Source organism: Pseudomonas sp. MH10 (assembly GCF_034353045.1).
Taxonomy (GTDB): Bacteria; Pseudomonadota; Gammaproteobacteria; order Pseudomonadales; family Pseudomonadaceae; genus Aquipseudomonas.
The window spans coordinates 2,382,392-2,408,823 of the sequence record NZ_CP133783.1 but is presented as its reverse complement, the minus strand read 5'-3'; the positions used below and the strand labels follow the sequence as shown (position 1 = coordinate 2,408,823).

Here is a 26,432-nt window from a genome sequence, read left to right as displayed (position 1 = left end):
TATCCTGCTCTCTCTCACGCCGTCGTAGAGTCGGGTGCCAGCAAGGAAATAGCCGATGATCATCAGTAAATTGCCGAACGTCGGCACCACTATCTTCACCACCATGTCTCAGCTCGCCACCCAGACGGGTGCGATCAACTTGTCCCAGGGCTTTCCGGATTTCGATGGCCCGCAATCGCTGCGCGATGCAGTGGGCCGCCATATCGCCGAAGGCCACAACCAGTACTCGCCAATGACCGGACTGCCGGCGTTGCGCCAACAAGTTGCGGCCAAAATCGCCCGCAGTTACGGGCGTCAGGTCGATGCCGACACCGAGGTCACTATCACTCCGGGTGCCACTCAAGCGATCTTTTGTGCAATCCAGACGGTGATAAACCCCGGCGACGAAGTGATTGTGTTCGACCCCTGCTATGACAGCTATGAACCCTCGGTTGAACTGGCCGGGGGGCGTTGTGTGCATGTTCAGTTGAGTGCCAATGACTTCACAATCGATTGGCAAAAACTGGGCGAGGCCATCAGTCCGCGCACCCGGATGATCATCCTCAACAGCCCGCATAACCCAACGGGTGCGTTGATTACCCGTGATGAACTTGATCAACTGGCCGCTCTGATCGCCAACCGCGATATTTACCTGGTCAGCGATGAAGTCTATGAACACCTGGTTTTTGACGGGGTGAAACACGCCAGCGTTCTGGCCCATCAAGAACTTTATCAGCGCGCCTTCGTGGTCAGTTCGTTCGGCAAGACCTACCACGTCACGGGTTGGAAAACCGGCTACGTCGTTGCGCCACCGGCCTTGACTGCCGAGTTGCGCAAGATCCACCAATACGTGAGCTTCTGTGGTGTGACGCCGTTGCAATACGCGTTGGCTGACTTCATGGCCGAGTGCCCCGAGCACGTGGAAGAGCTACCTGCGTTCTATCAAGCCAAGCGCGACCTGTTCTGCGACTTGCTGGCACCCTCGCGCTTTACCTTCGACCGTGTGGGCGGAACGTACTTTCAGTTAGTGGATTATTCGAACATTCGTCCTGATTTGAATGACGTCGACATGTCGCTGTGGATGACCCGTGAGCATGGCGTCGCAAGCATTCCCGTTTCAGTGTTTTATCAGTCCCCGCCGCAGGGTCAGCGGCTGATTCGCCTGTGCTTTGCCAAACGCGAGGAGACGCTGCGTCAGGCAGCGACAAAACTATGCGCGATCTAAGCGAGTTACCTAATCTCAATGTTGCATTGGTTCAGACCACGCTGGTATGGCATAACCGCCAGGCCAACCACCACCATTTCGAGTTGTTACTTGATCAGGCCCTAGGCGCCGATTTGGTGGTGTTGCCGGAGATGTTCACCACCGGCTTCACCATGGAGTCCGAAGCTCAAGCAGAACCTGAGCAGGGGCCGACAGTAACTTGGATGTTGGCTCAGGCGAAAAAGCTTAACGCCGTGATCACCGGCAGCATCATCGTCCGTGCTGCCGACGGTAGCCATCGCAACCGCCTACTGTGGGCGCGACCCGATGGCGAGCTTCTGCATTACGACAAGCGCCATTTGTTCCGTATGGCGGGCGAGCACAAACACTACACACCGGGCGAGCGCCAGGTTCAATTCGAATTGAAAGGCTGGAGGATCAGGCCGTTGATTTGCTACGACCTACGTTTCCCCGTCTGGAGTCGCGACGCCCAAGACACCGATTTGCTGCTGTACACCGCGAACTGGCCGGGCGCCCGGCGCTTGCACTGGAACCGGTTACTGCCTGCGCGCGCCATCGAAAACCTATGTTACGTCGCGGCGGTTAACCGCGTTGGGGTCGATGGCAAAGGCTTCGCCTACACCGGCGACAGCCACGTGTTTGATTTTCAGGGAGAGAGTTTGTTGAGTGCGGGTGAGGCCGATGGAGTATTCCACGTCAGCCTGAACGCCGCCGAGTTAGCTGCCTACCGCACGCGTTTTCCGGCGAATCTGGATGCGGATGTGTTTGAGCTGCGATAGGTTTTTTTTCTGGGAGTCGAGAAGCAGCCGATGCGGTTTACCTGCAAACCGCGTCGCTCCATTCGCAGGCAAGCCTGCTCCCACAGTGTGATCGACTTATGAGTCTGTGGCTTGCCGACGAAGGCGTCCGCACAAGCGTCTGAATCTAACAGACAACAAATGGCCCCGAAGCGATCACTTCGGGGCCATTTTTATTTAAGGCGTTTAGATCAAGCCGCTTTGGCCTCGGCTTGGCACAGCGAACGGTTCAGTGCGCTGAACAGTGCACGGAAGCTCGCAGTGGTGATGTTTTCATCGACACCCACCCCATGCACCGCACGGTCGCCGTTAACGCGCAGCTCGATGTAGGCAGCGGCTTTGGCCGTGGTCCCTGCACCAATCGCGTGTTCGTTGTAGTCCATGATTTCCACGGACACCGGCAGACCGGCGACCAGTGCTTCAAGCGCGCCTTTGCCCTTACCGCGCCAGTGCTGAGTTTCGCCTTCACAATGAACTTCGGCATCGACGGCGCTGTTGCCATTCTCTTCCTGCAACCTGTGGCTGAGCAGGGCGTAAGGGGCGTTGGCTTGCAGGTATTCACGGTGCAGCAAGTTGTAGATCTGCTGCGCGCTCATTTCCAAGCCCAGACGGTCGGTTTCGCCTTGAACCACCTGGCTGAACTCGATCTGCATCCGGCGTGGCAGGCAGATGCCGTATTCCTGTTCCAGCAGGTAAGCGATGCCGCCTTTACCCGATTGGCTGTTGACCCGTATAACCGCCTCGTAGCTACGGCCGATGTCAGCCGGATCGATTGGCAGGTAAGGCACTTCCCACAAGGTGTCAGGCTGTTGCTGAGTGAAACCCTTGCGGATGGCATCCTGGTGCGAGCCAGAGAACGCGGTGTGTACCAGATCGCCCACATACGGATGGCGCGGGTGAACCGGAATCTGGTTGCACTCTTCAACGACTTTACGCACGCCATCGATGTCAGAGAAATCCAGCTGAGGGTTGATGCCCTGGGTATAGAGGTTCAGTGCCACAGTGACTAGATCGACGTTGCCAGTGCGCTCGCCGTTACCGAACAGGCAGCCTTCGACGCGATCCGCGCCTGCCATCAGGCCTAGCTCGGTGGCCGCAACGCCCGTGCCACGGTCGTTGTGGGTATGCAGGCTAATCAGCACGCTGTCACGACGGTTGATATGACGGCCGAACCACTCGATCTGATCGGCGTAAATGTTAGGTGTCGCCACTTCAACGGTGGCCGGCAGGTTAAGGATGACCTTGTTCTGCGGCGTTGGATTCCACACCTCTATCACCGCGTCACAGACTTCTTTGGCGAAGTCGAGTTCGGTGGCGCTGAAGGTTTCCGGCGAATATTCGAACGTCCACTGAGTCTCTGGCTGCTCGGCGGCAAACTTGACGAACAGTTTGGCAGCGCTAACGGCAATTTCTTTGACGCCGGCTTTGTCCTGATTAAAGACAATGCGACGAAACGACGGCGACGTAGCGTTATACAGGTGAACAATGGCTTTTTTCGCGCCGCGCAGCGATTCAAAGGTGCGTGCGATCAGGTCTTCACGGCCTTGGGTCAGCACCTGAATGGTGGTGTCGTCCGGGATGTGATTGCCTTCGATCAGGGTACGAACGAAATCAAAGTCGGTCTGCGATGCGGCCGGGAACGATGCTTCAATTTCCTTCACGCCCACTGCCACCAGCGTCTTCCAGAAACGCAGCTTTTTAACTGCATCCATCGGCTCGATCAGCGACTGGTTGCCGTCGCGCAAGTCGGAACTGCACCAGATCGGCGCCGTCGTAATAGTCTTCGACGGCCATGTACGATCAGGCAGGTCGATGATTGGGAATGCGCGGTACTTGGTCGACGGATCGTTGAGCATAGTCATGGGAAATCCTTTTGTGTCCGGGCCGGAAAAAGGCGGCCTACCGTTGAAACGAATGAGAGGGCTGAGGCATAGCGATTAGCGTGGCAGTCGTGCACTGACCAGGCTAAGGCAGCTGTGTTGGCGCAGCAGAATGAGGGTATTTGGCGTTTTCATGCCATCAACCGTAACCACTGGGGTTAACGTTGGCAAGCTGTGCTGAAAAATTGAGATAAATTCTCTATATTTCGGTTTTTAAAGAATTTTGTAGCGCGACTTAGCAAAATTCTGCTTTGTTATTGCGCATCGACCCAGCGGGTCGCATGTTTCTGCGGTGGATGGTTATTAGGTGAAAGCGCCTGGAACGGTTTGGAAGGCATTAGGGCTGAAACTCCCCAATGAATATTGCCGGATCAACCCGTGCATCATTCAAGCTGATGTTCCAGTGCATATGCGGCCCCGTAGCCCGACTGGTAGAGCCCACGCGTCCCACCACACCGCCGCGCGGCACAACGTCTCCCACCTTCACGTCAATCTTCGACATATGGCAGAACATGCTGATAAAGCCTTGGCCATGGTCAACAAAGACGGTGTTGCCGTTGAAGAAGTAATTGCCGGTCAGAATCACTTTCCCAGCCGCTGGCGATTTGATCGGCGTGCCAGCCGGTACCGCAAAGTCGAGCCCTGCGTGGGGATTGCGCTCTTCGCCATTGAAGAACCGGCGCACGCCAAACTTGCTGGATAGCGGTCCGTTCACCGGTTTGTCGAGTTGCAGATTGCTTGGAGTGCCCGGGCTAAAGCTGCGATAGGCTCGGATTTGCTCTGCAAGCTCAATGTCGATGCGCTTCAAGTCAGCCGGATTAGGGTTGACCTGACGTTGATTCTTTAGCGTGATGTGTTGCTCTGGGTACGCCTTGTTGCCGACAGTGAAGGGCAGGGTGTGTGTGCCGCTCGCGGTCTTTGCAGTGATTTGCTGGTTGCCAGGTTTGATCGTCAACGGCACGCCGATGATCGCCACCCAGTGGGCGTCTTGTTGTTTAACCACCAACACCGGTTTGCCTTGATAGCTGGCCTTGGGCGTTTGCGCGCTGGGACCGAGGTCAACCACGGCCACGCCACCGGGCACGGGTTTGTTCAGCAGGCGCGCGATGTAGCTGTCAGAAGCGGCGTGGGCGGGTAGAGCCAGCAGCAAGGCAATAATCGGTGCAATGAAACGCAGCATGTAGATCAATCCAAAAGGGAAAGGGTAACCGGCGCCAAATGGTTATCTTCGACCCGCACATGTAGTTCACCCTCACCCAGCCGTGCTTTCAAGCGCTGACCGTTATGGGTTTGTTCGGCGCTGCGAATGGCATGGCCGCGTTCATCAAGCAAAATGCTGTAACCACGGCTCAAGGTTGCCAACGGGCTGACCACGTGCAGAGTTTGGACCTGACTTTGCAGTTGTAAACGGCGGGTTTTAAGCGTTTCACGCATGGCACGCGGCAAGCGTTCGGACAAACCGTCCAACCGCTGCTTCAAAAACGCCAAGGTGCGTCCCGGATGTTGTGCGGCAAGTCGGGTCTCCAGATGGGCCAAGCGTACCGCGCGTTTGTGCGCGTGCTGTTCGAAGGCTCGACGTAGGCGCATGTCCAAATCATCCAGACGCTGTGCTTGTTGGCGCAGACGTTCGCCGGGGTGGCGCAAGCGTTGAGACATGCCTTCCAGGCGTAAGCGGTCTCGCATCAGCCGGTCCTGAATTCGCGCGACCAGTCGGCGTTTCAAGCTGTCGACCCGGCGATGCAAGTCGCTGGAGTCTGGTGCAAGCAATTCTGCGGCGGCCGATGGCGTCGGAGCGCGGACGTCTGCTACGAAGTCGCTGATCGAGACATCGGTTTCGTGCCCAACTGCGCTGACGATGGGCGTCACGCAAGCATCAATTGCGCGGGCCACGGCTTCTTCGTTGAAGCACCATAAGTCTTCCAGCGAACCGCCGCCTCGGGCCAGAATCAAGGCGTCGAAACCTCGTGCGTCGGCCAGTTTCAGCGCTCGGACGATCTGCGCAATGGCCTCGCGGCCTTGCACGGCAGTGGGGATCAACGTCAGCCGAACCTGCGGCGCACGGCGGCGGAACACGCTGATGATGTCGCGAATCACTGCGCCCGTCGGCGAGCTGATAATCCCGATGCGCTGCGGATGCAACGGTAGCGGCACTTTGCGCTCGGCGCTGAACAGGCCTTCGGCATTAAGCTTTTCTTTCAGCGCGTCGAAGGCCAAGCGCAGCGCACCTTCGCCGGCAGGCTCAACCGTGTCGAGTATCAATTGGTAGTCGCCACGCCCTTCGAACAGCGACACCTTACCCCGTACCTTCACCGCCAGGCCGTCTTTCAACACCTGCCGAACCCGTGCCGCGTTCTGCCGGAACAGCGCGCAACGCACTTGGGCGCCGCTGTCCTTGAGGGTGAAATACACGTGGCCGGAGGCCGGGCGCGACAGGTTGGAGATTTCGCCCTCCACCCAGATATTGCTGAACACATCCTCCAGCAGCACGCGCGCACGGCCGTTGAGCTGGCTAACGGTGAGGACTTCCCGGTCGAGGCCGAGTCTTGCGAAGGGGTCTTTAATCATGGCGGGCATGATACACGGAGCGGGTGGGATCGCTAAACCGGACCGTCGCACTGTCGATAGGTTGCTCAAGCTTGCTAAAGTCAGCCCCCCGGTATTCAGGACGCGAACCCATGGCCCTTTCCGATATCGCCACGTTGTTCGATCAGTTGGCCTTCTCGCCGCTGGATTGGCTGTTGATCGAATTGGGCGCGACGGCGGCGTACATCGTGTTTGGCATCGCCGGATTCGGCACCGCGCTAATCGCTGGGCCGATCTTGATCAACTTCATGTCTCTGTCGCGGATCATTCCGTTACTGGTGTTGCTGGACTTCATCGCCGCGTTCGGCAATCTGCTGCCCTCGCGCAAATCCGTGGTCAAAACCGAGCTGCTGCGCTTGCTACCCTGCATGGCGATTGGCTGCACCGTCGGCGTGGTGTTTCTGCTTAATTTGAAATCCAATGTGCTGCTGTTGTTGATGGGACTGTTCATCACCGTTTATGCGCTCTATAGCCTGTTGGTCAAAGTGCGCCCGGCGCAACTGGCGGCGGGGTGGGCGATACCAATGGGTACGGTTGGAGGATTGTTTGGGGCGCTGTTCGGCAGCGGCGGTTTTTTATATGCGATCTACCTCAACAGCCGCTTGACCTCCAAAGAGCAAGTGCGGGCGACCCAAGCCGCGTTGATCAGTTGCAGCACCATTGTCCGTTTAAGCTTGTTTCTGATCGCGGGCGTCTACGCTGACGTTTCTTTATTGATGTTGGCCGCCTGTTTGTTTCCGGCCATGGTGCTTGGTTCATGGGTGGGCCGCTCGCTGACCATGAAGCTGTCCCGTGAAGCCTTTGTGCGGTTAATCACCTGGTTGGTATTGGCCAGTGGAATTGCGCTGATTGCTCGCTACTTTTCCCTTTCGGCTGGCACTTGACCTGATGCTGCGAGGGATTAAGCTGCCGTGTTCTCAACGCGTCGCAACAGGCAGTACCATGAATTCGCAGAGCATTATTGTCCCGAAGATTTCTACGCTGGCCGTTCACGAGCCCCGGGCGCGGGCCATTTTACGTTGGTTAGTGCGCAAAAATATTGTTGAAGAAGCGCCGACTACCTGCGGCCGAAGCGGCAATCGCATGGCCCACGCCATTGCGCCGGGTGCGGCCAGCGTGGTGCTGCACCCCGAAGCGCTGCCTTTCAATGAGCCAATCAACGGGCTGGAAATCATCACCCATCGCTGCATCTACACCCCGGCTAAGGGATTTCTTGAAGAGGCGGGCTGCGCCGAATGCCGTAAAGAAGTGGGCGAGGCGTTATTTGAAAGCCTTGAAGACTGGATGCCGGGGCGCACCGACAACTTCGTCTGCCCGGAATGCGGGCACGAAGACGACATCAACGGGTTCTTGTTCTTGCAGCCCTGCGCGTTTTCCAACCTGGGCTTTATCTTCAATAACTGGGCAGAAGCCGGGTTCAAGCAGAGTTTCATCGACGAATTCGCTGACTGGCTCGACAGCCCGGTGGCCTGGGTCAAGGTTGAGCTTTGACCTCCACACCTCTGTAGAGCCAACTTGTTGGCGATGTCCGCTCTGACGCGGCTTGCCTGACAACTGCTCGCCAATAAGTTGGCTCCTGCAGGGGTGGGTTGCGGTCGTAAAAATAGCCTAAGGTTTACATTGAGCCGACAGGCATGTCTGGGTACAATAACGCGCTTCCAATTTCCCGCTCGGGAGCCCCCGCATGCTGCGTATCAGCCAAGAAGCTCTAACCTTCGACGACATTCTCCTAGTGCCCGGTTATTCCGAGGTACTTCCTAACGAAGTTAGTTTGAAGACACGTTTGACACGTGGCATCGAGCTGAACATTCCGCTGGTTTCTGCCGCAATGGACACTGTTACCGAAGCCCGATTGGCAATTGCCATGGCTCAGGAAGGCGGCATCGGCATTATCCACAAGAACATGACCATCGAGCAGCAAGCTGCCGAAGTGCGTAAGGTCAAGAAGTTCGAAGCTGGCGTCGTCAAAGATCCGATCACCATCGAGGCAGATGCCACGGTTCGTGACCTGTTCGAACTGACGCGCATGCACAACATCTCCGGCGTACCGGTGCTGCACAATGGCGACCTGGTCGGCATCGTGACGTCCCGTGACGTGCGCTTCGAAACCCGTCTGGATGCCACCGTTCGTGAAGTGATGACGCCTAAAGAGCGTTTGGTCACCGTACGTGAAGGCGCCGACAAGTACGAAGTGCGTGATTTACTGCACAAACACCGCCTGGAAAAAGTCCTGATCGTCGACGCTCACTTCGCGCTCAAGGGCATGATGACCGTCAAGGACATCGAAAAAGCCAAGGCCTATCCGCTGGCGAGCAAAGATGACCAAGGTCGTCTGCGCGTTGGCGCAGCGGTCGGTACCGGTAAAGACACCGGCGAGCGCGTTGCCGCATTGGTGCTGGCGGGTGTTGATGTGGTGGTGGTCGATACAGCCCACGGCCACTCCAAAGGCGTGATTGATCGCGTCCGTTGGGTTAAAGAAAACTTCCCTGAAGTGCAGGTCGTTGGCGGCAACATCGCCACGGGCGCCGCTGCCAAAGCGTTGGTTGCCGCTGGCGCCGACGCTGTGAAGGTCGGCATCGGTCCTGGCTCCATTTGCACCACACGCATCGTTGCCGGCGTGGGCGTGCCGCAAATCAGCGCCATCGCCAACGTTGCTGCTGCCCTTGAAGGCACGGGCGTTCCGCTGATCGCCGACGGCGGCATCCGTTATTCGGGTGACCTGTCCAAAGCCATCGTCGCCGGTGCTTCCTGCGTCATGATGGGCTCGATGTTCGCCGGTACCGAAGAGGCTCCAGGCGAAATCGAACTGTTCCAGGGTCGCTCTTACAAGGCTTACCGCGGCATGGGTTCGCTGGGCGCCATGTCCCAGGCCCAAGGCTCTTCCGACCGCTACTTCCAGGATTCTTCGGAAGGCGCCGAGAAGCTGGTGCCGGAAGGCATCGAAGGCCGTGTTGCTTACAAGGGCTCGCTGTCGGCTATCGTTCATCAACTGATGGGTGGCCTGCGCTCCTCGATGGGTTACACCGGCAGCGCCGACATCGAAGAGATGCGCACCAAGCCTGAATTCGTGCGTATCACCGGTGCTGGCATGGCTGAATCCCACGTCCACGACGTGCAGATCACCAAAGAAGCGCCGAACTACCGCGTCGGCTAAAAGCGCTGTTTAGCTGTTCCTGTGGGACCGAATTCATTCGGGAAAGCGACAACCTGGTCTAGCAGACAGACCCTGTTATCCGCTTCCCGAATAAATTCGCTTCTACAGTTAATCCGGGGCTGCTAGCAGCCCCGTGTTGTTCCTGATTTTCCGACGAGAACGAGAAGAGTCATGGCCCTCGACATTCACGCCCACCGCATCCTGATCCTCGACTTCGGCTCCCAGTACACGCAACTGATCGCCCGCCGCGTGCGTGAGATCGGCGTGTATTGCGAACTGCATCCGTTCGACATGGACGACGAAGCGATTCGCGAATTCAACCCGCGCGGGATTATCCTCGCTGGCGGACCAGAGTCTGTTCATGAAGCCGGCAGCCCACGGGCACCCCAAGCGTGTTTCGACCTGAACGTTCCCATCTTCGGCATCTGCTACGGCATGCAGACCATGGCGGAACAGCTGGGCGGTCGCGTGCAAGGCTCCGAGATGCGCGAATTCGGTTACGCCCGCGTTGATGTCGTCGGCAAAAGCCGCATCCTCGACGGCATCGAAGACCACATCGACCTCGATGGCGTTCTCGGCCTCGACGTGTGGATGAGCCACGGCGACAAAGTGACTGAAATGCCGCAAGGCTTCCATCTGTTGGCCAGCACCCCAAGCTGCCCAATCGCGGGTATGGCTGACGATAAGCGCGGCTATTACGGCGTGCAGTTCCACCCGGAAGTGACCCATACCAAGCAAGGCGGGCGCATTCTGTCGCGCTTCATCCTCGACATCTGCGGCTGCGAAGCGCTGTGGACGCCGTCGCACATCGCTGACGACGCTATCGCCAGCATCCGCGCGCAAGTGGGTACCGACAACGTACTGCTCGGCCTGTCTGGCGGCGTCGATTCTTCCGTCGTCGCGGCCTTGCTGCACAAAGCCATTGGCGACCAGCTTACCTGTGTCTTTGTCGACAACGGCCTGCTGCGCCTGCATGAAGGCGAGCAAGTCATGGCCATGTTCGCTGAGAACATGGGCGTCAAAGTGATTCGCGCCAACGCTGCGGATCAGTTCCTCGGCAACCTGGCGGGCGAAAGCGACCCAGAGAAGAAGCGCAAGATTATCGGCCGCACCTTCATCGATGTGTTTGACGCCGAATCCTGCAAGCTGGACAACATCAAGTACCTGGCCCAAGGCACCATCTACCCGGACGTGATCGAGTCGGCTGGCGCGAAAAGCGGCAAGGCTCATGTGATCAAGTCGCATCACAACGTGGGCGGTTTGCCGGACGAGATGAACCTTAAACTGGTCGAGCCACTGCGCGAGCTGTTCAAGGACGAAGTTCGTCGCTTGGGTCTTGAGCTGGGTCTGCCGTACGACATGGTTTACCGTCACCCATTCCCAGGCCCAGGCCTGGGCGTGCGGATCCTGGGTGAAGTGAAAAAGGAATACGCCGACCTGCTGCGTCGTGCTGACCACATCTTCATCGAAGAACTGCGCAAAGCGGACTGGTACCACAAAGTCAGCCAAGCGTTCGTGGTCTTCCAACCGGTGAAATCGGTAGGCGTGGTCGGTGATGCGCGTCGCTATGCTTGGGTCGTCGCCCTGCGCGCCGTTGAAACCGTCGACTTCATGACCGCACGCTGGGCGCACCTGCCTTACGAACTGCTGGAAGTGGTCAGTGGCCGCATCATCAATGAAATCGAAGGCATCTCTCGCGTTACCTACGACGTGTCGAGCAAGCCGCCAGCGACTATTGAGTGGGAATGATCATTCGGTCTGCACTCTTTGGTGATATCTGAATAAAAAAAGCCCGGCGCATTGCGTCGGGCTTTTTTATTCAGTTCAAAACTGATGCCTCAACCCTTCTTCACAAACTCCGATTTCAGTTTCATAGCGCCGATGCCGTCGATCTTGCAGTCGATATCGTGGTCGCCGTCAACCAGGCGAATGTTCTTGACCTTGGTGCCGACTTTAACCACCAGTGACGAGCCTTTGACCTTGAGGTCTTTGATAACGGTAACGGTATCGCCGTCCTGTAGGGTATTGCCTACCGAATCCTTGATGACTTTGACGTCGTCAGAGACGTCAGTTGCGCTGTCAGCAGTCCACTCGTTGGCGCATTCCGGACAGACGAATTGGGTGCCGTCTTCGTAGGTGTATTCGGAATTGCATTTGGGGCACGGCGGTAAGCTCACGGCATTTCTCGCATCTGAAGATAATAGACGCAGGATTATAAGGGTTTTTGACCGGTCAAGGTGCTGCGCTGCCTATTCCATCTTGTATTGCCCCTTACGGTGAAAGGTGCCGAAGGGAAATGACAATTCGTTTTTCGTGTGGTAATGACTGGCTCGTACCTGATCATTTAAAACTTAACGCCATCCCATTAAATTTTAGATATGCTTATGCATTTCCCGCACTAAGTTGTACGAATTTGTATTTTTTTCTGTGCCATTCAGATCGGCAAGTTTAGGGTTGTCAGCCGTCACGTCTAGCAGTTTTGTAATAGTGCATTAATAAATGGGGAGTATCTTGCTTGGTGTCAGTCGACCATAGCAGCATGTTAAATGTCATTGCTTAATCCGCATATGTATACAGCCACCTACAATTCATTTTTTTACATTGTATGCGCTAGACTATACTGACATTGCATCTTGCGGACGCATGCCTTCGTGCAGTTCTTTAATCCAGCTACGCACCATTGCTCATAGGGTGGCCATCACTCACAAAGGTGAGGCCATATCTACCTGCTTGAGTTATAGCGCTGCTAGTGGGGGGTTGCGCACTAAAGTTATCAATGCTTGAGACTTCGAAACACTAAAAGTGCAGGTTTACAGAGTTCATGTGTTCAATAGTGCTGGCCTCAGTTTGTCATTTTTATCAGTCTGCAAAGCGGTGTCCCATCATAAAAAACTCACGATTGTGAGACGTTTTAGGGCTAAACGTGCACTCACTTGGACTAATTTACGAAAATTTCATGTATGCTATAGGAATTGATGAATAAACTGCATTTAAAGAAATACCCCAGACATACAGTTAAAGACCTTGCTGTATATCTGATGCTGATGAACTACACCTTCAGATGGCGCAGAGGGGGGCGGTTTCAAGGTAGATGGATCATGGCGATTTGATCCTGATGATATAAAGCAAGGGGTTGTTGCTCGCAATATGGTCCGAAAATGTAACAATAGTTGGGTAGGAATCAAAATGCAGTTTAGCGAGCTTATACATTTAGCAAACAAAGATAGTGACCATTCTTTAATACCTAAACACGTTGTTGAAGAAGCCTTATTGATTAGATTGGTTGAGCAAAAATTCCTTGATTTATTTTCAAAAGGTAGGGTCAATGGTACTGTTCATACTTGCGTTGGGCAGGAGTTTAGTGCAGTTGCAGTCGCCGGGCAATTAACTGAAGATGACTGGGTAACATCAAATCACAGGTGCCATGGTCATTTCATCTCAAAAACAAAAAATTGGCAAGGTTTAGTTGATGAATTAATGGGTCTTGAAAGTGGCGTATGCAAAGGCATAGGGAGTAGTCAGCATTTGTATGCGCAAGGGTTCATGTCTAATGGACCTCAAGCCGCATTAGTTCCTGTGGCAACAGGAATAGCACTGCATAAAAAATTAAATAAGCTTCCAGGCATCGCTGTATCCTTTATTGGCGAAGGTACTTTGGGGGAGGGGGTTCTGTATGAATCTTTTAATCTGGCATCGTTATATAAAGTACCGCATCTAATCGTTTGTGAGAATAATTTCTATTCCCAATCAACGTCACAAGCTGATGGCGTAGCAGGAAACATTAAAGAAAGACCAGAGGCTTTTGGTATTAGAACATTTGAAGCTGATACTTGGGATGTTACTAAATTGTTTAGAGTTGCTAAGGATGCAATTCAGTTTGTTCGCGAAGGTAATCCTGCTTTTCTCATTATAAGAACTTATAGACTAAATCCGCATTCCAAAGGCGATGACAATAGAGATGCGGATGAGCTAAATTTTTTCAATTCCAAAGATCTTTTGAATGTTTTCTTAGAAGATGAAGAATGGAGAAATGTTTCTAATGGGATTTCAATAAAAATAGAAAACCATATTAATAGTTCGCCAAGAAAAACGCTTCATTATAGTGATTATGCTAAGGACCAGTTGCCAAGAGATACAACGGCAAAGTTAGGGCAAGTCCTAAATCCAAAAATTAGAATGGTTCAGGCTCTAAACGAAGCGTATAGACAAACCTTGTTAGATGGATCATTTCATATAGGGGAAGATATAGCAGACCCTTATGGTGGTGCATTTAAAGTTACAAAAGGTTTGTCAACTGAGTTTCCTGATTACGTTAGGAATTCGTCTATAAGTGAAGCTGGTTTGATTGGGGTTGCAACGGGAATGGCGTTGATGGGTACGAAAAGTTTCGCCGAGATAATGTTCGGCGACTTCATGACTCACGCATTTGATCAGCTAATTAGTAATGCTTCAAAAATGCATCACATGTATGCGTTTCAGACATCAGTACCGCTTAGGATTAGAACGCCTATGGGCGGGAAAAGAGGATATGGACCTACACATTCACAGTCATTGGAAAAGCACTTGCTGGGAATTGACAATGTTGGAGTGATTGCGCTTTCTTCTTTGCTAAATCCAGCGCTTGTTATTGAGGAAACTAAGTATATTGATTGCCCATTGGTGATTTTAGAAAGCAAGAGTGACTACGGTAAGTTTTTATGGACTGATACTACAACCCATAGTGTATTTAGAGAGCAAAAGGCGTTTGGAGCCTTGAAATTAAGCCCCACAGGGGCCACTCCAACAATTACAATCGTCTCTTATGGTGAATCAGCCCGTCACATTGCAGATAATCTTGAATTATTTTTTTATGAGACAGATTATATACCTGAATTAATTTGTGTAACTCAGTTACATCCACTCGATATAAGTTTGATTGAGAAATCAGTCAATAGAACAGGAAACGTTCTTATTGTTGAAGATGGATCTATCAGTTTTGGATTTGGCTCGGAAATTTTGAGTACGTTGGTGGAAAATAAGGTGCAACTGGATTTTGCACTGCGAGTGGGAGCGGAGCCTGTTCCCATACCGTCAATAATTTCTCTTGAATTAGAAATACTTCCAACCATAAATCGTGTCATTAATTTAGTAAACTCTCATAGAAGTAGAGGCGCTCAATGATTGAAGTATTTGTTCCTAGGGAAAATGTTAACGATGAGTCGGTGACTATACTTTCCGTAAAATTCAAGTCATCTACTAAAGTTAAAAAAGGCGACAGTATTTTTGAAATTGAGACTACAAAAACGAATGTTGAGATTGACGCTCCAGCGGATGGTCTAATTCACCATGAAATTTCCGTTGGGGATACTGTCTTGGTTGGATCTTTACTTTGCCGACTGGATGATGGGAAGAATAATCCGATAATTGTATTAAACACACCTAACGTTGAAGTTGACCCGTTACAAAATAACAATGCCAAACTTTCTAAAGCCGCAATTAAACGTGCCGACGAGTTGGGTGTAGATACATCTGTATTTAAAAACGGGCTAATTTCTGTTTCCGATATTGAAAGACAGGCATTAGTTGTTAGTGGTCAGACAATATTACATCCATTAAAACATATAAAGCGACTTAATAATAAGATAGTGATTCTTGGTGGCGGTGGGCATGCCAAGATGTGCATTGATATATTGCTGCAACGAAACGAATATCAAATTGTTGGAATCGTCGATTCTCAAAAGGCTATTGGAACTATTGTTTGTGGTATTAAAGTCATTGGAGATGATACGATTTTAGAAAAGCTATGGAGCGAGGGCGTATCTTGTGCAGTTAATGGAATCGGATCCGTCTCAAATCCTGTTGTACGTAAAGTACTTTATGCAAAGTTAAAAAATATTGGTTACTATCTTCCTAATTTAGTTCATCCTTCAGCAGTCATTGAGCCGTCAGTAAAGTTAGGAGAAGGGAATCAGGTAATGATGGGCGCTTGTGTTGGTAGTGATGTTGTTATTGGTGATAATTGCATTGTTAATTCTGGTTCGATTATCTCCCACGACTGTATACTTGAGAGCAACTCTCATGTTGCACCTGGTGCCGTCTTGGCGGGGAGTGTAATTGTTGGAGATACTGCCGTTGTTGGAATGGGAGTTACTGTTTATATGGGGGTCAATATTGGTAGGGGGTCTATCATAAATAATGGATTAAATATTTTTAGGAATATTAATCCAAATGAAGTTGTTAAGTCATAGAAAATCAATATAAGCAAATTCAAATAGTATCGAAGATTTTTTAAATTTTATTTGTATTGACTTTGTAATAATTGTCTAATAAAAATAGACAATTCACAAAATTAAGGCTGTTGGACCTCTGCAAGTAACACGTGATCTATACAGGCGGGATCAAATGACGATTTGCAGATTGTGTAACTCTTGATTTTAAAATTCCGACATCGCTCAATCACAGTTACTCGGATGTGTTCGTAGTGGTTTCACAAAAGTTATACATAAGGAAAACGGTTATGCAACCTGTTGTTTTAATTGACTATTCTATTGGTGTAATTTGAGCGGTATTGATCTTTCGGTCTGTCTTTGTCGGGATACTGGGTTGACAAGTAAATATAGCCTTATTTACGCTGTAAGCGTCCTGTTCTGTCCTGTCCTGTAGTTTTGTCTTGATATTTTATTTTTGCGTTTGGTGGTCAGTATTACTCCGTCCTGTCGGATCCTAGTACCATTTACTTCTGCACGTTGCATGACAGTAGGGTTAATAAACGGGTAATAGCTCGCCCCGTATTGAAGACCGGTATTGCCCGTATTGTCACAGAACCTTTGTATATCCTGGGCAAACCGGATGGAGTCCGGGCTGGCACCGCCGATGATATCGAATAGGCAAAGCGCTGTTTGCATCTCCTGCGCCTGCAACAACATGGCTTGCATCAAACGGCGGATATCGACTTCACCCATCTGTTCGGTGGTGACACTTAACAATTGGCGCCCTTTCTGAACTCGCCCTCAGCGCCAAATGCCGAGGTCGTTACCCTTCTTGGTATGATTCAAGCACCGCCGACTCACCGAGTTCATTGTGCTTACCTTCCAGCAAGAACAAGCTAAATCGGGCTGAGCCATTGCGCTTTGATCAAACTCGGCACTGCGTTGTCGCGCAGCAAACGCAAGCCCGCTCCGACATCGTAGGGATGAATAACCGGCAATATCGAAGGTGTTTGCGTCCGAGGTGACCTCTGACATGAGCCTGTCAATGCTGATCGGCCAGGTCACGTCGCCACAGACGGCGTTTATAACGGGGTGTGCTGGCACGCGTTAGTTAATGCCACAGTTACCAAACAGCCGCTAATAAAATCAGCGGCTGTTTCCGTAAGCCTTCAGCAGGCTAGTGGACCCACTTCATGCCCATCAATTTCAGCGCCTTTACCAATTCACGGGTACTGTCGAAACGTCGTCCGCTGACGTAAGGCCACTTAGGTCTTTCAAGATAGTAATGTCCGCCTTCGGAATGAATCACGGTGAAAACAAGGGTATTGCTTGAACTGCGGTGTATTAATGTCAGTTGCTGTCCAGACCTGCTGAGGGTGAACATTCCCGCCTTGGTCAATCGACTGGCGGCGGAGTCCAGCGGCGTAACGCTGATGCCTAGTTCCACCTGCAGCCTTAGGTCACTTTTAACAAACCCGGTTTCACTCCCGAAGCCAATAGGTATGTTTTTGCCGGGATCAATTTCGATACCGCTGGATTGACCTTCGTCAACATCTTCAATTCGCAGGCTGATAGCTCCCTCTAATTCGCTGATCCCTGGCACCCCTTTATAATTACTGGCATGGCTACTGCCGACTAAAGCGATCCATTTTGTTGCGCCCCTGGCGGTTTTATCCGCATCAATAACGGTTCGCGCGAAATAATTCATGACCTTTTGCCGGAGCAAGCCGTCTTGATCAGGCATCCCAGCTAGCCTGTAACTCGCCATGCAGTCTAGTGCCCGGACGCGAATATGATTTTCGTTGGCTACCTTGACCACTGCTAGAAAAGTATATTGGCCGCTGGGATCGGTGCGGTGCCCAGTATCAAGGTCTTTGAGATACCGCTCGAGGCCTTTAGGCATACTCCCGGTTCGGGAAAACGTATCGAGGTCAACTTGATGGAAGTCGGTAAGAAGATGTTCCATATAGAGTGTTTTAACTTTCAGTTTGGCCAGTTGCGGCATGTTTTCGATCAGCAATTGTTTACTGCCGATGCTGGCGTGGCTTTCTCCGATCACTAGGCCAGCGCTTTTCTGGAAGATCTTTTTTATCCTGTATGTGCCCACGGTCGTGGGGTCCATTACGGGTATTTCCGGTTTGAGTGGAACGTTCGGGTGTGCATAAAACGCTGAGGCGTCTTCAAGTAAGCGCGTTCGGATGGCCCTGAAGTTGACGTAGGGATCATGCCAAGTCGGATCCAGGCTTTGACGTTCGCCACTGAGCACTTTGTTGTCCGCACCCCCGGCAGCGATTTTTAGGTCAGCTTTCTCTGAGTCCCAAACCTCGTATGAACTGACAAAGGGCTCGGCCTCAATCGCCGCCTCGGTTGCCTGGCCCCAAGGTAGCCTGCCAAATACCTTGCCGCCGCCTTTAAGCCCATTGCCAACGGACGGCTCCCATCCGCCGAGCTCATTCAGCCGAACAGGTAAATTGCGATAAAACGAGTAGGGCTGAGCGGGATCAACCACCACCCAGCTTTTTAACTCGTCGACATAGCGCACTCTGTAGGCGACGTCACTTATGGATATATAGGTTTCGCCTTTATCGAGTACGCAGACGCCGCGCATTCGGCCTTCTCCCGTTGGTGCAAAGTCTTCCAGTAAGGTGTTGGTTTCGAACGGCGCCAACAGCGCATCGGTTGAGACGGGATAAACCGGTCCGGGTGCTATCGCTACAACATCGGCGACCAATCCACGGTAGTCGATAGGCTCGAATGAGGCGTCCTCTTCTTCGGGAATGGCTTGCTCCAACGCCGCTTCGCGTTCTGCCGGCTCCGCTTCCAGTCCCGCCAGAAAGGGTGCGTTGAACAACGCATCCACGCTGCTGAGGATGGCACCGACGACTCCGGCCTTGCGTTCAGCAGTTGTGTGACCGTTTACCGCTTGATCGATGTTCATGCCAGTGTTCGTCAAGCCTGCACCTACTGCCACTAACGCAACCGGCCAATCCAATGTGGCCATCCCACTGGCGACCCGCGAGAAGTTACTGAGAAAGCCGATCCACATCTGTTTCCTGAGATCGGCATTGGAGTGCAGGGAAACGTATGCGTCATCAGCCATCCGGTTTTTTGCAGCGTCGCGCATCCAGTTGAAAGCATCGCCGGTGATACCGTGGTCATTTCGGTTGATCAGGCTTGGGCCGGGTGCGCCCCACTGGCTGAATACCAGGTCGATCAGGTGATTCAAACCCACGGCGCTGTCGGTTTGCAGGTGGCTGGACAAGGGGAAGTGCGCCATGAACTCGGCGCGGTTCGGCGCTCGGCTGGTTTGCGACATGACCCACCAGTGCAGATCGTCGGGGTTTTCAAACACATGAAACGCATCCATATCCCCCGGCACATAGAGCAATTGCCTGCCAGACGCGTCAACAATGCGCAGGATATTGCTGGAGACAATACCGGCGATATCAAAGGTACAGACCCGCAGATTCGCGGCGGAGGGGCTTGCTGACCTGAGTTGTTCCAGACTGACCGGCCAGGTAACGCTGCCGCAGGTCGCCTTGACGACCGTGTTGAAATTTCTTTCAGATAACCAACCGCTGTCTCGCTCCTCCAGCGCCTTGGCGAGGAAATTGGCTTTGGCCATGGTACGGAAGTCGTCAGCGTAGTCTTGCCAAAAGTCATTCAGCTTCGCCGTATAGCGAGCGCTGAAATCGATTTGCCAGAGGTCGCTCAGCACGTTGGCGGGCAGTATCCTGATTTTGTTTGTTTCATTGAAAACCTGGGCCGACGGCCCCGCAGTGTAGAAGCCTCCAGTCACCTGGAGATCAAGGACATCATCTTGGTCATGGGCGTAGAACCGGCGCATGACCAGTTGCGGCAGTGTCAGAGACTCAACGGGTGGGTCGAAGTGCTGCCAACCGTTAAATGTTCGTGGGCTGCTGACGGAAGTGGTAAAGCGGTGCCAGTAAACCTGATCGGGTTCGATATAAAATCCGACGTGCTTTTCCAGAATTTCTTTTGCGGCGTCCCGTGCCATTTGCAGCATGTCCGGGCATGCCCAGACCAATCGTTGGCCCATGCTGTTTAGCGCTAACTGGACAGCGCTGGCAATGGATGATGGTTGAGAGGTTTCAGTTGAGGGCATCGTTATTCATTCATCAAAAAGTAGATCCTAAGCGTGATTGTTTTTTTTATCGGTTTTGCACTAATCATTTATCGGGTTTGAAAAACCTATAAAACGGGGGGGCTAGTCGCCATAGCAACAGGCAAAAGGTCGCTGCGTTTTGCCTGGCGCGTGACGCGGTGTATCGTGTTGCCCTTTTCCACGCCGTGGCATTTGATCGCGATGTTCCACTGCCATGTGATCGACCACATGGAAACCGGGCTTATGGCCGCAATTGAGGTGTCCTGATGAGGCAGCCACAGATTATTGATCGCAGTCAGGATCAGCACTTTATGCGCGAAGCGCTGGCGCTCGCCGCCCAAGGTGGGGTGCTGGGCGAAGTGCCGGTGGGGGCGGTGGTGGTGCAAAACGGCGAAATCATTGGTCGCGGCTTTAACTGCCCGATCAGTGGCCACGACCCCAGCGCCCATGCGGAAATGGTCGCGATCCGGGCGGCGGCGCAGGCGTTGGGTAACTATAGGCTGTCTGGCAGCACGCTCTATGTCACCCTTGAACCGTGCAGCATGTGCGCCGGGCTGATCGTGCATTCACGCATCGCGCGAGTGGTGTACGGCGCGCTCGAGCCCAAGGCCGGTATCGTGCAGAGCCAAGGGCAATTCTTTACTCAAGGGTTTCTTAACCATCGAGTGCTGGTTGAGGGCGGTGTACTGGCCGAAGAGTGCGGGACGATGTTGAGTGATTTTTTCAAGGCGAGGCGGGTCAAGGGCTGAATCCCCCAGAGGTTCGTCACAATCTGGGGTGTAGGAGCGCACTTGCCCGCGATAGATCGCGTAGCGGTCCCTATAGGTTGGCGCGGTTCTAACTGAAAGTATGAGTCGTTGAATTTACGGCTGCTGCGCAACCGATCGCGGGCAAGCGCGCTCCCACGGAAAAATCCGAAACTACCTGTGACAGGGATTTATAGGTTACAGCGCAGGATTTTCTTCGGTCGGTTTGGTCTTGTCGACACCCGGTACATGCAGGTTGCCCTCGGCCACTTGGCTGCCTTCGAGCTGTGGCTGAGTCACCCAAGTGAGGATGTCGTAATAGCGGCGGATGTTCGCGACAAAAGTCACCGGTTCGCCACCACGGGCGTAGCCGTAGCGGGTTTTGCTGAACCACTTCTTTTGCGCCAGACGCGGCAGCATTTTCTTCACGTCCAGCCATTTATTAGGGTCCAGCCCTTCGGCTTCTGCCATTTTTCGCGCATCGTCCAGATGCCCGCTGCCAACGTTGTAAGCGGCCAGGGCCAACCACGTTCGATCGGGCTCTTCAATCTTGTCATCCAGCTGATCTTTCATGGAGGCAAAATATTTTGCCCCGCCTTCGATGCTTTGCTTGGCGTCCAGCCGATTGACCACGCCCATGGCTTGCGCCGTGTTTTGGGTCAGCATCATCAAACCGCGCACACCGGTTTTCGACGTCACTTCGGGTTGCCACAGAGACTCTTGGTAACCGATGGCCGCAAGTAATCGCCAGTCCACCTGTTCTTGCTTGGCCGAGGTTTTGAAGTGTTTTTCGTAACGCGGCAAGCGCTCTTGAAGGTGTTGCGCGAAGGTGTAGGCACCAACATAACCCAGCACGTCCACGTGCCCGTAATAACGGTCCTTCAGGCGTTGAAGCGTGCCGTTCTTCTCTACCTTGTCGAGAAACTTGTTGATCTCGTTCAGCAGGCTGTTGTCTTCACCCGGCGCAACCGCCCAACGCTGATCGCGACCCTCGCCCAAATCGAAGCCCACCCGCACGTTTGGGAAGTACACCTGATTCATTGCCAATTCATTCGAATCGACCAAAGTCAGATCAATTTGTCCCTCATCGACCATTCGTAGTAGGTCAACGACTTCAACTGCGTCGGACTCTTCGTATTCCAGTGCAGGCATTTGCAGTTTCAAGGCCGCCAATTGCTCGGCGTGGCTGCTGCCCTTGAGCACCATGATTTTTTTTCCGATCAAATCAGCAGTCGTTGAGGGGCGCGATTGACCGTTGCGGTAAATAATCTGCGGGGTGACTTGCAGGTAAGGGTGGGAAAAGCGCACCTGCAATTTGCGTGAATCCGTCGCCACCAAACCGGCGGCGGCCAGTACCGGACCGCCGGGTTTGTGTAATTGATCATACAAATCGTCGATGTTGTCAGCTGTCTCGATCTTCAGTGTGACGCCGAGATCTTCGGCGAAACGCTTGACTAACTCGTATTCAAAACCGGTTTCGCCGTTGCGATCCTGGAAATAAGTAGCCGGACTGTTACGAGTTACGACGCGCAAAACGCCATCCTCCTTGACTCGCTCCAATGTGTTGGGTTTATCAACACAGGCGCCGAGCATCAGGAAGAGTCCGGTTGCGATGAGCCATTTGGCACACAGCGGGCGGAAAGCGGGATGGGAAAACATCGGTGCAGTATACGCAAAGGACCCTCGGCACCATATCTCGACAGAGAAGGCCATGTCTGATAAGGCGAAGCGTTATTCGGGGCGCCGACATTCGGCGATGCCAGGCGGAACCGTTTTGGGTGCCGAAAGAGGCGGTTTAGGCTAGAATGCACGGCCTCAAAGCACACCCCTTCCCGAGGCTGTCCCGAAGATGTTGATCCTGCGCGGTGCTCCTGCCCTTTCTGCCTTCCGCCACAGCAAATTACTTGCGCAACTGGAACTCAAAGTTCCAGCTGTCAGTGGCTTGTACGCCGAATTCGCCCACTTCGCTGAGGTCGCTGGCGTTCTTAGTGATGAAGAACAGCAGGTGCTCGCCCGCCTTCTGAAATACGGCCCGAGCGTGCCGGTTCAAGAACCGGGCGGCCGGCTGTTTTTGGTGTTGCCACGGTTCGGCACTATTTCGCCATGGTCGAGCAAGGCCAGCGACATCGCCCGCAATTGCGGTCTCGCGAAAATCAAGCGCCTTGAGCGTGGGATCGCCTTCTATGTCGAAGGCCAGTTCAGCGACGCCCAAGCCGAGTTGATCGCCCACTGCCTGCATGACCGCATGACTCAACTGGTGTTGGGTTCGCTGGAACAGGCTGCCGGTCTGTTTAGCCACGCCGAACCCAAGCCGCTCACGGCCATTGATGTGTTGGGTGGCGGTCGCGCCGCGCTGGAAGTTGCCAACGTCCAACTGGGCCTGGCCCTGGCTGACGACGAAATCGATTATTTGGTGACAAGCTTCGCTGCGCTGGGCCGAAACCCCCACGACATCGAACTGATGATGTTCGCTCAGGCCAACTCCGAGCATTGCCGTCACAAGATCTTCAATGCCAGCTGGGACATCGACGGCGAGAATCAGGAAAAAAGCCTGTTCGGCATGATCAAGAACACCTTCCAGATGCATGGCGAAGGTGTGTTGTCTGCGTATAAAGATAACGCCGCCGTCATCGCTGGCCCGGTTGCCGGACGCTTCTTCCCGAATCCCGAGACCCGCCAGTACGGTGCGGTTCAGGAACCGGTGCACATCCTGATGAAGGTGGAGACCCATAACCACCCAACAGCCATTGCGCCGTTCCCCGGTGCTGCCACCGGTTCGGGTGGTGAAATTCGCGACGAAGGTGCGACCGGTCGTGGCGCCAAGCCGAAAGCCGGCCTGACCGGTTTTACCGTGTCCAACTTACAAATTCCCGGGTTCGTACAGCCTTGGGAGCTGCCGTATGGAAAACCCGAGCGCATCGTCACCGCGTTGGACATCATGTTGGAAGGCCCATTGGGCGGCGCGGCATTCAACAACGAGTTTGGGCGCCCGGCACTCACCGGTTATTTCCGTACATTCGAACAATCAATCAGCACCCCCCACGGTGATGAAGTTCGTGGTTACCACAAACCGATCATGTTGGCCGGTGGTATGGGCAACATTCGTGACGAACACGTCCAGAAAGCCGAAATCGTGGTCGGCTCCAAGCTGATCGTGCTCGGTGGCCCGGCCATGTTGATCGGCCTCGGCGGCGGTGCAGCCTCGTCGATGGCCACCGGCACCAGTTCGGCAGATCTGGATTTCGCTTCCGTTCAGCGTGAAAACCCTGAGATGGAGCGCCGTTGTCAGGAAGTGATCGACCGTTGCTGGCAGTTGGGTGAAGACAACCCGATCAGCTTCATCCACGACGTCGGCGCCGGCGGTTTATCCAACGCCTTCCCGGAACTGGTGAACGACGGTGAGCGCGGCGGTCGTTTCGAGCTGCGCAGCATTCCGAATGACGAGCCGGGCATGGCCCCGCTGGAAATCTGGAGCAACGAATCCCAGGAGCGCTACGTGATGGCGGTGGGCGCGGCGGATTTCGAGCGCTTCAAAGCCATCTGCGAACGTGAGCGTTGCCCGTTTGCCGTTGTCGGTGAAGCCACTGCTGAGCCGCAACTGACCGTCACCGACAGCCATTTCGGCAACAGCCCGGTGGACATGCCGCTGGAAGTATTGCTGGGCAAAGCACCGCGCATGCACCGCTCAGCTGTTCGCGAAGAGGCGCTGGGCGATGATTTCGACCCAAGCACGCTGGACATCGAAGACTGTGTGACACGGGTTCTGCACCACCCGGCTGTTGCCAGCAAAAGTTTCCTGATCACCATCGGTGACCGTTCTATCACCGGCCTGGTTGCTCGCGATCAAATGGTGGGCCCGTGGCAAGTGCCGGTGGCTGACTGCGCCGTGACCGCCACCAGCTTTGATGTTGAAACCGGCGAAGCCATGGCCATGGGCGAACGTACGCCGTTGGCACTGCTGGATGCCCCGGCGTCTGGCCGGATGGCCATTGGCGAAACCCTGACCAACATCGTCGCGTCGCGCATCGCCAAAATTTCCGACATCAAATTGTCGGCCAACTGGATGTCAGCGGCCGGTCACCCCGGCGAAGACGCCCGTTTGTACGACACCGTCAGGGCGGTCGGCATGGAATTGTGCCCGGAATTGGGGATAACCATTCCAGTGGGCAAGGACTCCATGTCCATGAAAACCCAGTGGCGCGATGAAGATACGGACAAGAGCGTGACGTCGCCGCTGTCATTGATCGTCACCGGCTTTGCGCCAGTGACCGACATTCGCAAAACCATGACCCCCGAGCTGCGCATGGACAAGGGCGAAACCGACCTTGTCCTGATCGACCTGGGCCGTGGTCAAAACCGCATGGGCGCATCGATTCTCGCGCAGACCCACGGCAAGCTCGGGCGTATTGCGCCGGACGTGGATGACGCCGAAGACCTCAAAGCTTTTTTTGCCGTGATCCAGGGACTCAACGCCGACGGTCACGTGCTGGCCTACCATGACCGTTCCGACGGCGGGCTGTTGGTCACTGCTCTTGAAATGGCCTTCGCCGGTCATTGTGGTTTGAATCTGTTCCTTGATGGATTGGCTGACAGCTCGGCCGATCTGGCCGCGATCCTGTTCAACGAAGAACTCGGTGCCGTGATTCAGGTTCGTCAGGACGATACCCCGGATGTACTCGCACAGTTCAGCGCGGCCGGTTTTGGCGAATGTGTGTCGGTCATCGGCCAACCGGTGAACAACGACGAAGTGGCCATCAGCTTCAACGGTGATCCGGTGTTTGGCGGTCAGCGTCGCTTGCTGCAACGCCAGTGGGCTGAAACCAGCTACCAAATCCAGCGTTTGCGTGACAACGTTGAATGCGCTGAACAAGAGTTCGACGTGCTGTTGGAAGAAGATAACCCTGGCCTTAGCGTCAAGGTTGGGTTCGATGTAAACGACGACATCAGCGCGCCGTACATCAAGAAGAACATTCGCCCACAAGTCGCCGTTCTGCGTGAGCAGGGCGTCAACGGTCAGGTTGAGATGGCGGCTGCGTTTGATCGCGCGGGCTTCAACGCCATCGACGTACACATGAGCGATATCCTCGCCGGTCGCGTGGATCTGAATGAGTACAAAGGTCTGGTGGCATGCGGTGGTTTTTCCTACGGCGACGTACTGGGAGCGGGGGAGGGCTGGGCCAAATCGGCTTTGTTCAATACCCGTGCACGGGATGCGTTCCAGGGCTTCTTCGAGCGTGAGGACAGCTTCACCCTCGGCGTGTGCAACGGTTGCCAGATGTTGTCCAACCTGCGGGAATTGATTCCTGGCAGCGAGTTCTGGCCGCACTTCGTGCGTAACCGTTCCGAGCAGTTCGAAGCACGGGTCGCGATGGTCCAAGTGCAGGATTCGCCTTCGATCTTCTTGCAGGGCATGGCCGGTTCGCGCATGCCGATCGCCATTGCCCACGGTGAAGGCCATGCCGAGTTTGCCAGCGACGACGCGCTGCTCGAAGCCGATGTGTCTGGCTGCGTAGCGATTCGCTTCGTCGACAACCACGGTAAGGTGACAGAAAAGTACCCGGCCAACCCGAACGGCTCGCCACGCGGTATTGGCGGCATGACCACCCGCGACGGTCGCGTCACCATCCTGATGCCGCACCCTGAGCGGGTATTTCGCGCAGTGCAGAACTCATGGCGTCCCGATGAGTGGAACGAAGACGCTGCCTGGATGCGCATCTTCCGTAATGCACGGGTGTGGGTGAACTGAGGCCAGCG

The 26,432-nt window shown here is 54.0% G+C and carries 17 protein-coding genes and 1 pseudogene; 11 read left to right on the top strand and 7 right to left on the bottom strand.

Annotated features, from left to right (window positions below; all coding sequences use genetic code 11):
• The first annotated feature begins 55 nt into the window (after positions 1-55).
• Together RHM59_RS10740 and RHM59_RS10735 are read left to right on the top strand one after the other, a co-directional pair.
• Positions 56-1,204, top strand: a complete 1,149-nt coding sequence (locus RHM59_RS10740; RefSeq protein ID WP_322286536.1) for a pyridoxal phosphate-dependent aminotransferase — start codon at positions 56-58, stop codon at positions 1,202-1,204.
• A complete protein-coding gene (locus RHM59_RS10735) occupies positions 1,192-1,983 on the top strand; it encodes an amidohydrolase (RefSeq protein ID WP_322167976.1) in 792 nt (263 codons plus the stop codon). The genes RHM59_RS10740 and RHM59_RS10735 overlap by 13 nt, the downstream gene beginning before the upstream one ends.
• Positions 1,984-2,192: 209 nt before the next feature.
• Here RHM59_RS10735 and leuA read toward each other — a convergent pair whose 3' ends face one another.
• From leuA to xseA, 3 genes are all read right to left on the bottom strand, one after another.
• Positions 2,193-3,863 carry a 2-isopropylmalate synthase gene (gene leuA / locus RHM59_RS10730; RefSeq protein WP_322184143.1) on the bottom strand — a complete coding sequence of 557 codons (1,671 nt, stop codon included), beginning with the start codon at positions 3,861-3,863 and terminating at the stop codon, positions 2,193-2,195.
• A 355-nt stretch (positions 3,864-4,218) separates the two neighbouring features.
• Complete coding sequence (locus RHM59_RS10725) at positions 4,219-5,061, bottom strand: peptidoglycan DD-metalloendopeptidase family protein (RefSeq protein ID WP_322286535.1); 843 nt, start codon at positions 5,059-5,061, stop codon at positions 4,219-4,221.
• 5 nt (positions 5,062-5,066) lie between these two features.
• Positions 5,067-6,446, bottom strand: a complete 1,380-nt coding sequence (gene xseA, locus RHM59_RS10720) for an exodeoxyribonuclease VII large subunit (protein WP_322185376.1) — start codon at positions 6,444-6,446, stop codon at positions 5,067-5,069.
• Between the two features lie 110 nt (positions 6,447-6,556).
• Here xseA and RHM59_RS10715 point away from each other — a divergent pair, with 110 nt between their 5' ends.
• The 4 genes from RHM59_RS10715 to guaA all read left to right on the top strand — a co-directional run bounded on the left by RHM59_RS10715 (position 6,557) and on the right by guaA (position 11,367).
• Complete coding sequence (locus tag RHM59_RS10715; protein WP_322167978.1) at positions 6,557-7,348, top strand: sulfite exporter TauE/SafE family protein; 792 nt, start codon at positions 6,557-6,559, stop codon at positions 7,346-7,348.
• 58 nt (positions 7,349-7,406) lie between these two features.
• Positions 7,407-7,955 carry a sugar ABC transporter ATPase gene (locus tag RHM59_RS10710; protein WP_322167979.1) on the top strand — a complete coding sequence of 183 codons (549 nt, stop codon included), beginning with the start codon at positions 7,407-7,409 and terminating at the stop codon, positions 7,953-7,955.
• Between the two features lie 193 nt (positions 7,956-8,148).
• Positions 8,149-9,618, top strand: a complete 1,470-nt coding sequence (gene guaB / locus RHM59_RS10705) for an IMP dehydrogenase (RefSeq protein WP_322167980.1) — start codon at positions 8,149-8,151, stop codon at positions 9,616-9,618.
• Between the two features lie 171 nt (positions 9,619-9,789).
• The gene (gene guaA / locus RHM59_RS10700; protein ID WP_322167981.1) at positions 9,790-11,367 is read left to right on the top strand and encodes a glutamine-hydrolyzing GMP synthase; all 1,578 of its coding nucleotides are present in this window, start codon (positions 9,790-9,792) and stop codon (positions 11,365-11,367) included.
• A gap of 89 nt (positions 11,368-11,456) precedes the next feature.
• On the opposite strand, the gene RHM59_RS10695 is transcribed toward guaA, so the two are convergent.
• On the bottom strand, positions 11,457-11,795 hold the full coding sequence (locus RHM59_RS10695) for a zinc ribbon domain-containing protein YjdM (RefSeq protein ID WP_322167982.1): 339 nt from the start codon (positions 11,793-11,795) through the stop codon (positions 11,457-11,459).
• A 1,009-nt stretch (positions 11,796-12,804) separates the two neighbouring features.
• On the opposite strand from RHM59_RS10695, the gene RHM59_RS10690 reads away from it, so the two are divergent.
• The gene (locus RHM59_RS10690) at positions 12,805-14,778 is read left to right on the top strand and encodes a dehydrogenase E1 component subunit alpha/beta (RefSeq protein ID WP_322167983.1); all 1,974 of its coding nucleotides are present in this window, start codon (positions 12,805-12,807) and stop codon (positions 14,776-14,778) included.
• Entirely contained in the window at positions 14,775-15,845 is a 1,071-nt protein-coding gene (locus RHM59_RS10685; RefSeq protein ID WP_322167984.1) for a NeuD/PglB/VioB family sugar acetyltransferase, read from the top strand. The genes RHM59_RS10690 and RHM59_RS10685 overlap by 4 nt, the downstream gene beginning before the upstream one ends.
• A 378-nt stretch (positions 15,846-16,223) precedes the next feature.
• Here the strand turns inward: RHM59_RS10685 and RHM59_RS10680 are convergent, their stop codons facing one another.
• A complete protein-coding gene (locus RHM59_RS10680) occupies positions 16,224-16,583 on the bottom strand; it encodes a hypothetical protein (protein ID WP_322167985.1) in 360 nt (119 codons plus the stop codon).
• A 400-nt stretch (positions 16,584-16,983) separates the two neighbouring features.
• On the bottom strand, positions 16,984-19,932 hold the full coding sequence (locus RHM59_RS10675) for a membrane-targeted effector domain-containing toxin (RefSeq protein ID WP_322286534.1): 2,949 nt from the start codon (positions 19,930-19,932) through the stop codon (positions 16,984-16,986).
• A 201-nt stretch (positions 19,933-20,133) separates the two neighbouring features.
• Between RHM59_RS10675 and RHM59_RS25515 the strand changes: the two are divergent.
• Together RHM59_RS25515 and tadA are read left to right on the top strand one after the other, a co-directional pair.
• Positions 20,134-20,199: pseudogene (locus RHM59_RS25515) on the top strand (multicopper oxidase domain-containing protein); the annotation flags it as partial.
• On the top strand, positions 20,199-20,681 hold the full coding sequence (gene tadA / locus RHM59_RS10670; protein WP_322167987.1) for a tRNA adenosine(34) deaminase TadA: 483 nt from the start codon (positions 20,199-20,201) through the stop codon (positions 20,679-20,681). The pseudogene RHM59_RS25515 and the gene tadA, both read left to right, overlap by 1 nt.
• 195 nt (positions 20,682-20,876) lie before the next feature.
• On the opposite strand, the gene mltF is transcribed toward tadA, so the two are convergent.
• Positions 20,877-22,337 (bottom strand): membrane-bound lytic murein transglycosylase MltF, encoded by a 1,461-nt coding sequence (gene mltF / locus RHM59_RS10665; protein ID WP_322167988.1) that lies wholly within the window; start codon positions 22,335-22,337, stop codon positions 20,877-20,879.
• A gap of 190 nt (positions 22,338-22,527) precedes the next feature.
• On the opposite strand from mltF, the gene purL reads away from it, so the two are divergent.
• A complete protein-coding gene (gene purL, locus RHM59_RS10660; RefSeq protein WP_322286533.1) occupies positions 22,528-26,424 on the top strand; it encodes a phosphoribosylformylglycinamidine synthase in 3,897 nt (1,298 codons plus the stop codon).
• Positions 26,425-26,432: the final 8 nt, after the last annotated feature.

Coding starts and splice junctions, on each gene's coding strand:
- mltF (WP_322167988.1), bottom strand. CDS start 22,337: ATGTTTTCCCATCCCGCTTTCCGCCCGCTGTGTGCCAAATGGCTCATC.
- RHM59_RS10690 (WP_322167983.1), top strand. CDS start 12,805: ATGCAGTTTAGCGAGCTTATACATTTAGCAAACAAAGATAGTGACCAT.
- RHM59_RS10710 (WP_322167979.1), top strand. CDS start 7,407: ATGAATTCGCAGAGCATTATTGTCCCGAAGATTTCTACGCTGGCCGTT.
- RHM59_RS10740 (WP_322286536.1), top strand. CDS start 56: ATGATCATCAGTAAATTGCCGAACGTCGGCACCACTATCTTCACCACC.
- purL (WP_322286533.1), top strand. CDS start 22,528: ATGTTGATCCTGCGCGGTGCTCCTGCCCTTTCTGCCTTCCGCCACAGC.
- leuA (WP_322184143.1), bottom strand. CDS start 3,863: ATGACTATGCTCAACGATCCGTCGACCAAGTACCGCGCATTCCCAATC.
- RHM59_RS10715 (WP_322167978.1), top strand. CDS start 6,557: ATGGCCCTTTCCGATATCGCCACGTTGTTCGATCAGTTGGCCTTCTCG.
- guaA (WP_322167981.1), top strand. CDS start 9,790: ATGGCCCTCGACATTCACGCCCACCGCATCCTGATCCTCGACTTCGGC.
- tadA (WP_322167987.1), top strand. CDS start 20,199: ATGAGGCAGCCACAGATTATTGATCGCAGTCAGGATCAGCACTTTATG.
- guaB (WP_322167980.1), top strand. CDS start 8,149: ATGCTGCGTATCAGCCAAGAAGCTCTAACCTTCGACGACATTCTCCTA.
- RHM59_RS10735 (WP_322167976.1), top strand. CDS start 1,192: ATGCGCGATCTAAGCGAGTTACCTAATCTCAATGTTGCATTGGTTCAG.
- RHM59_RS10675 (WP_322286534.1), bottom strand. CDS start 19,932: ATGCCCTCAACTGAAACCTCTCAACCATCATCCATTGCCAGCGCTGTC.
- xseA (WP_322185376.1), bottom strand. CDS start 6,446: ATGATTAAAGACCCCTTCGCAAGACTCGGCCTCGACCGGGAAGTCCTC.
- RHM59_RS10725 (WP_322286535.1), bottom strand. CDS start 5,061: ATGCTGCGTTTCATTGCACCGATTATTGCCTTGCTGCTGGCTCTACCC.
- RHM59_RS10685 (WP_322167984.1), top strand. CDS start 14,775: ATGATTGAAGTATTTGTTCCTAGGGAAAATGTTAACGATGAGTCGGTG.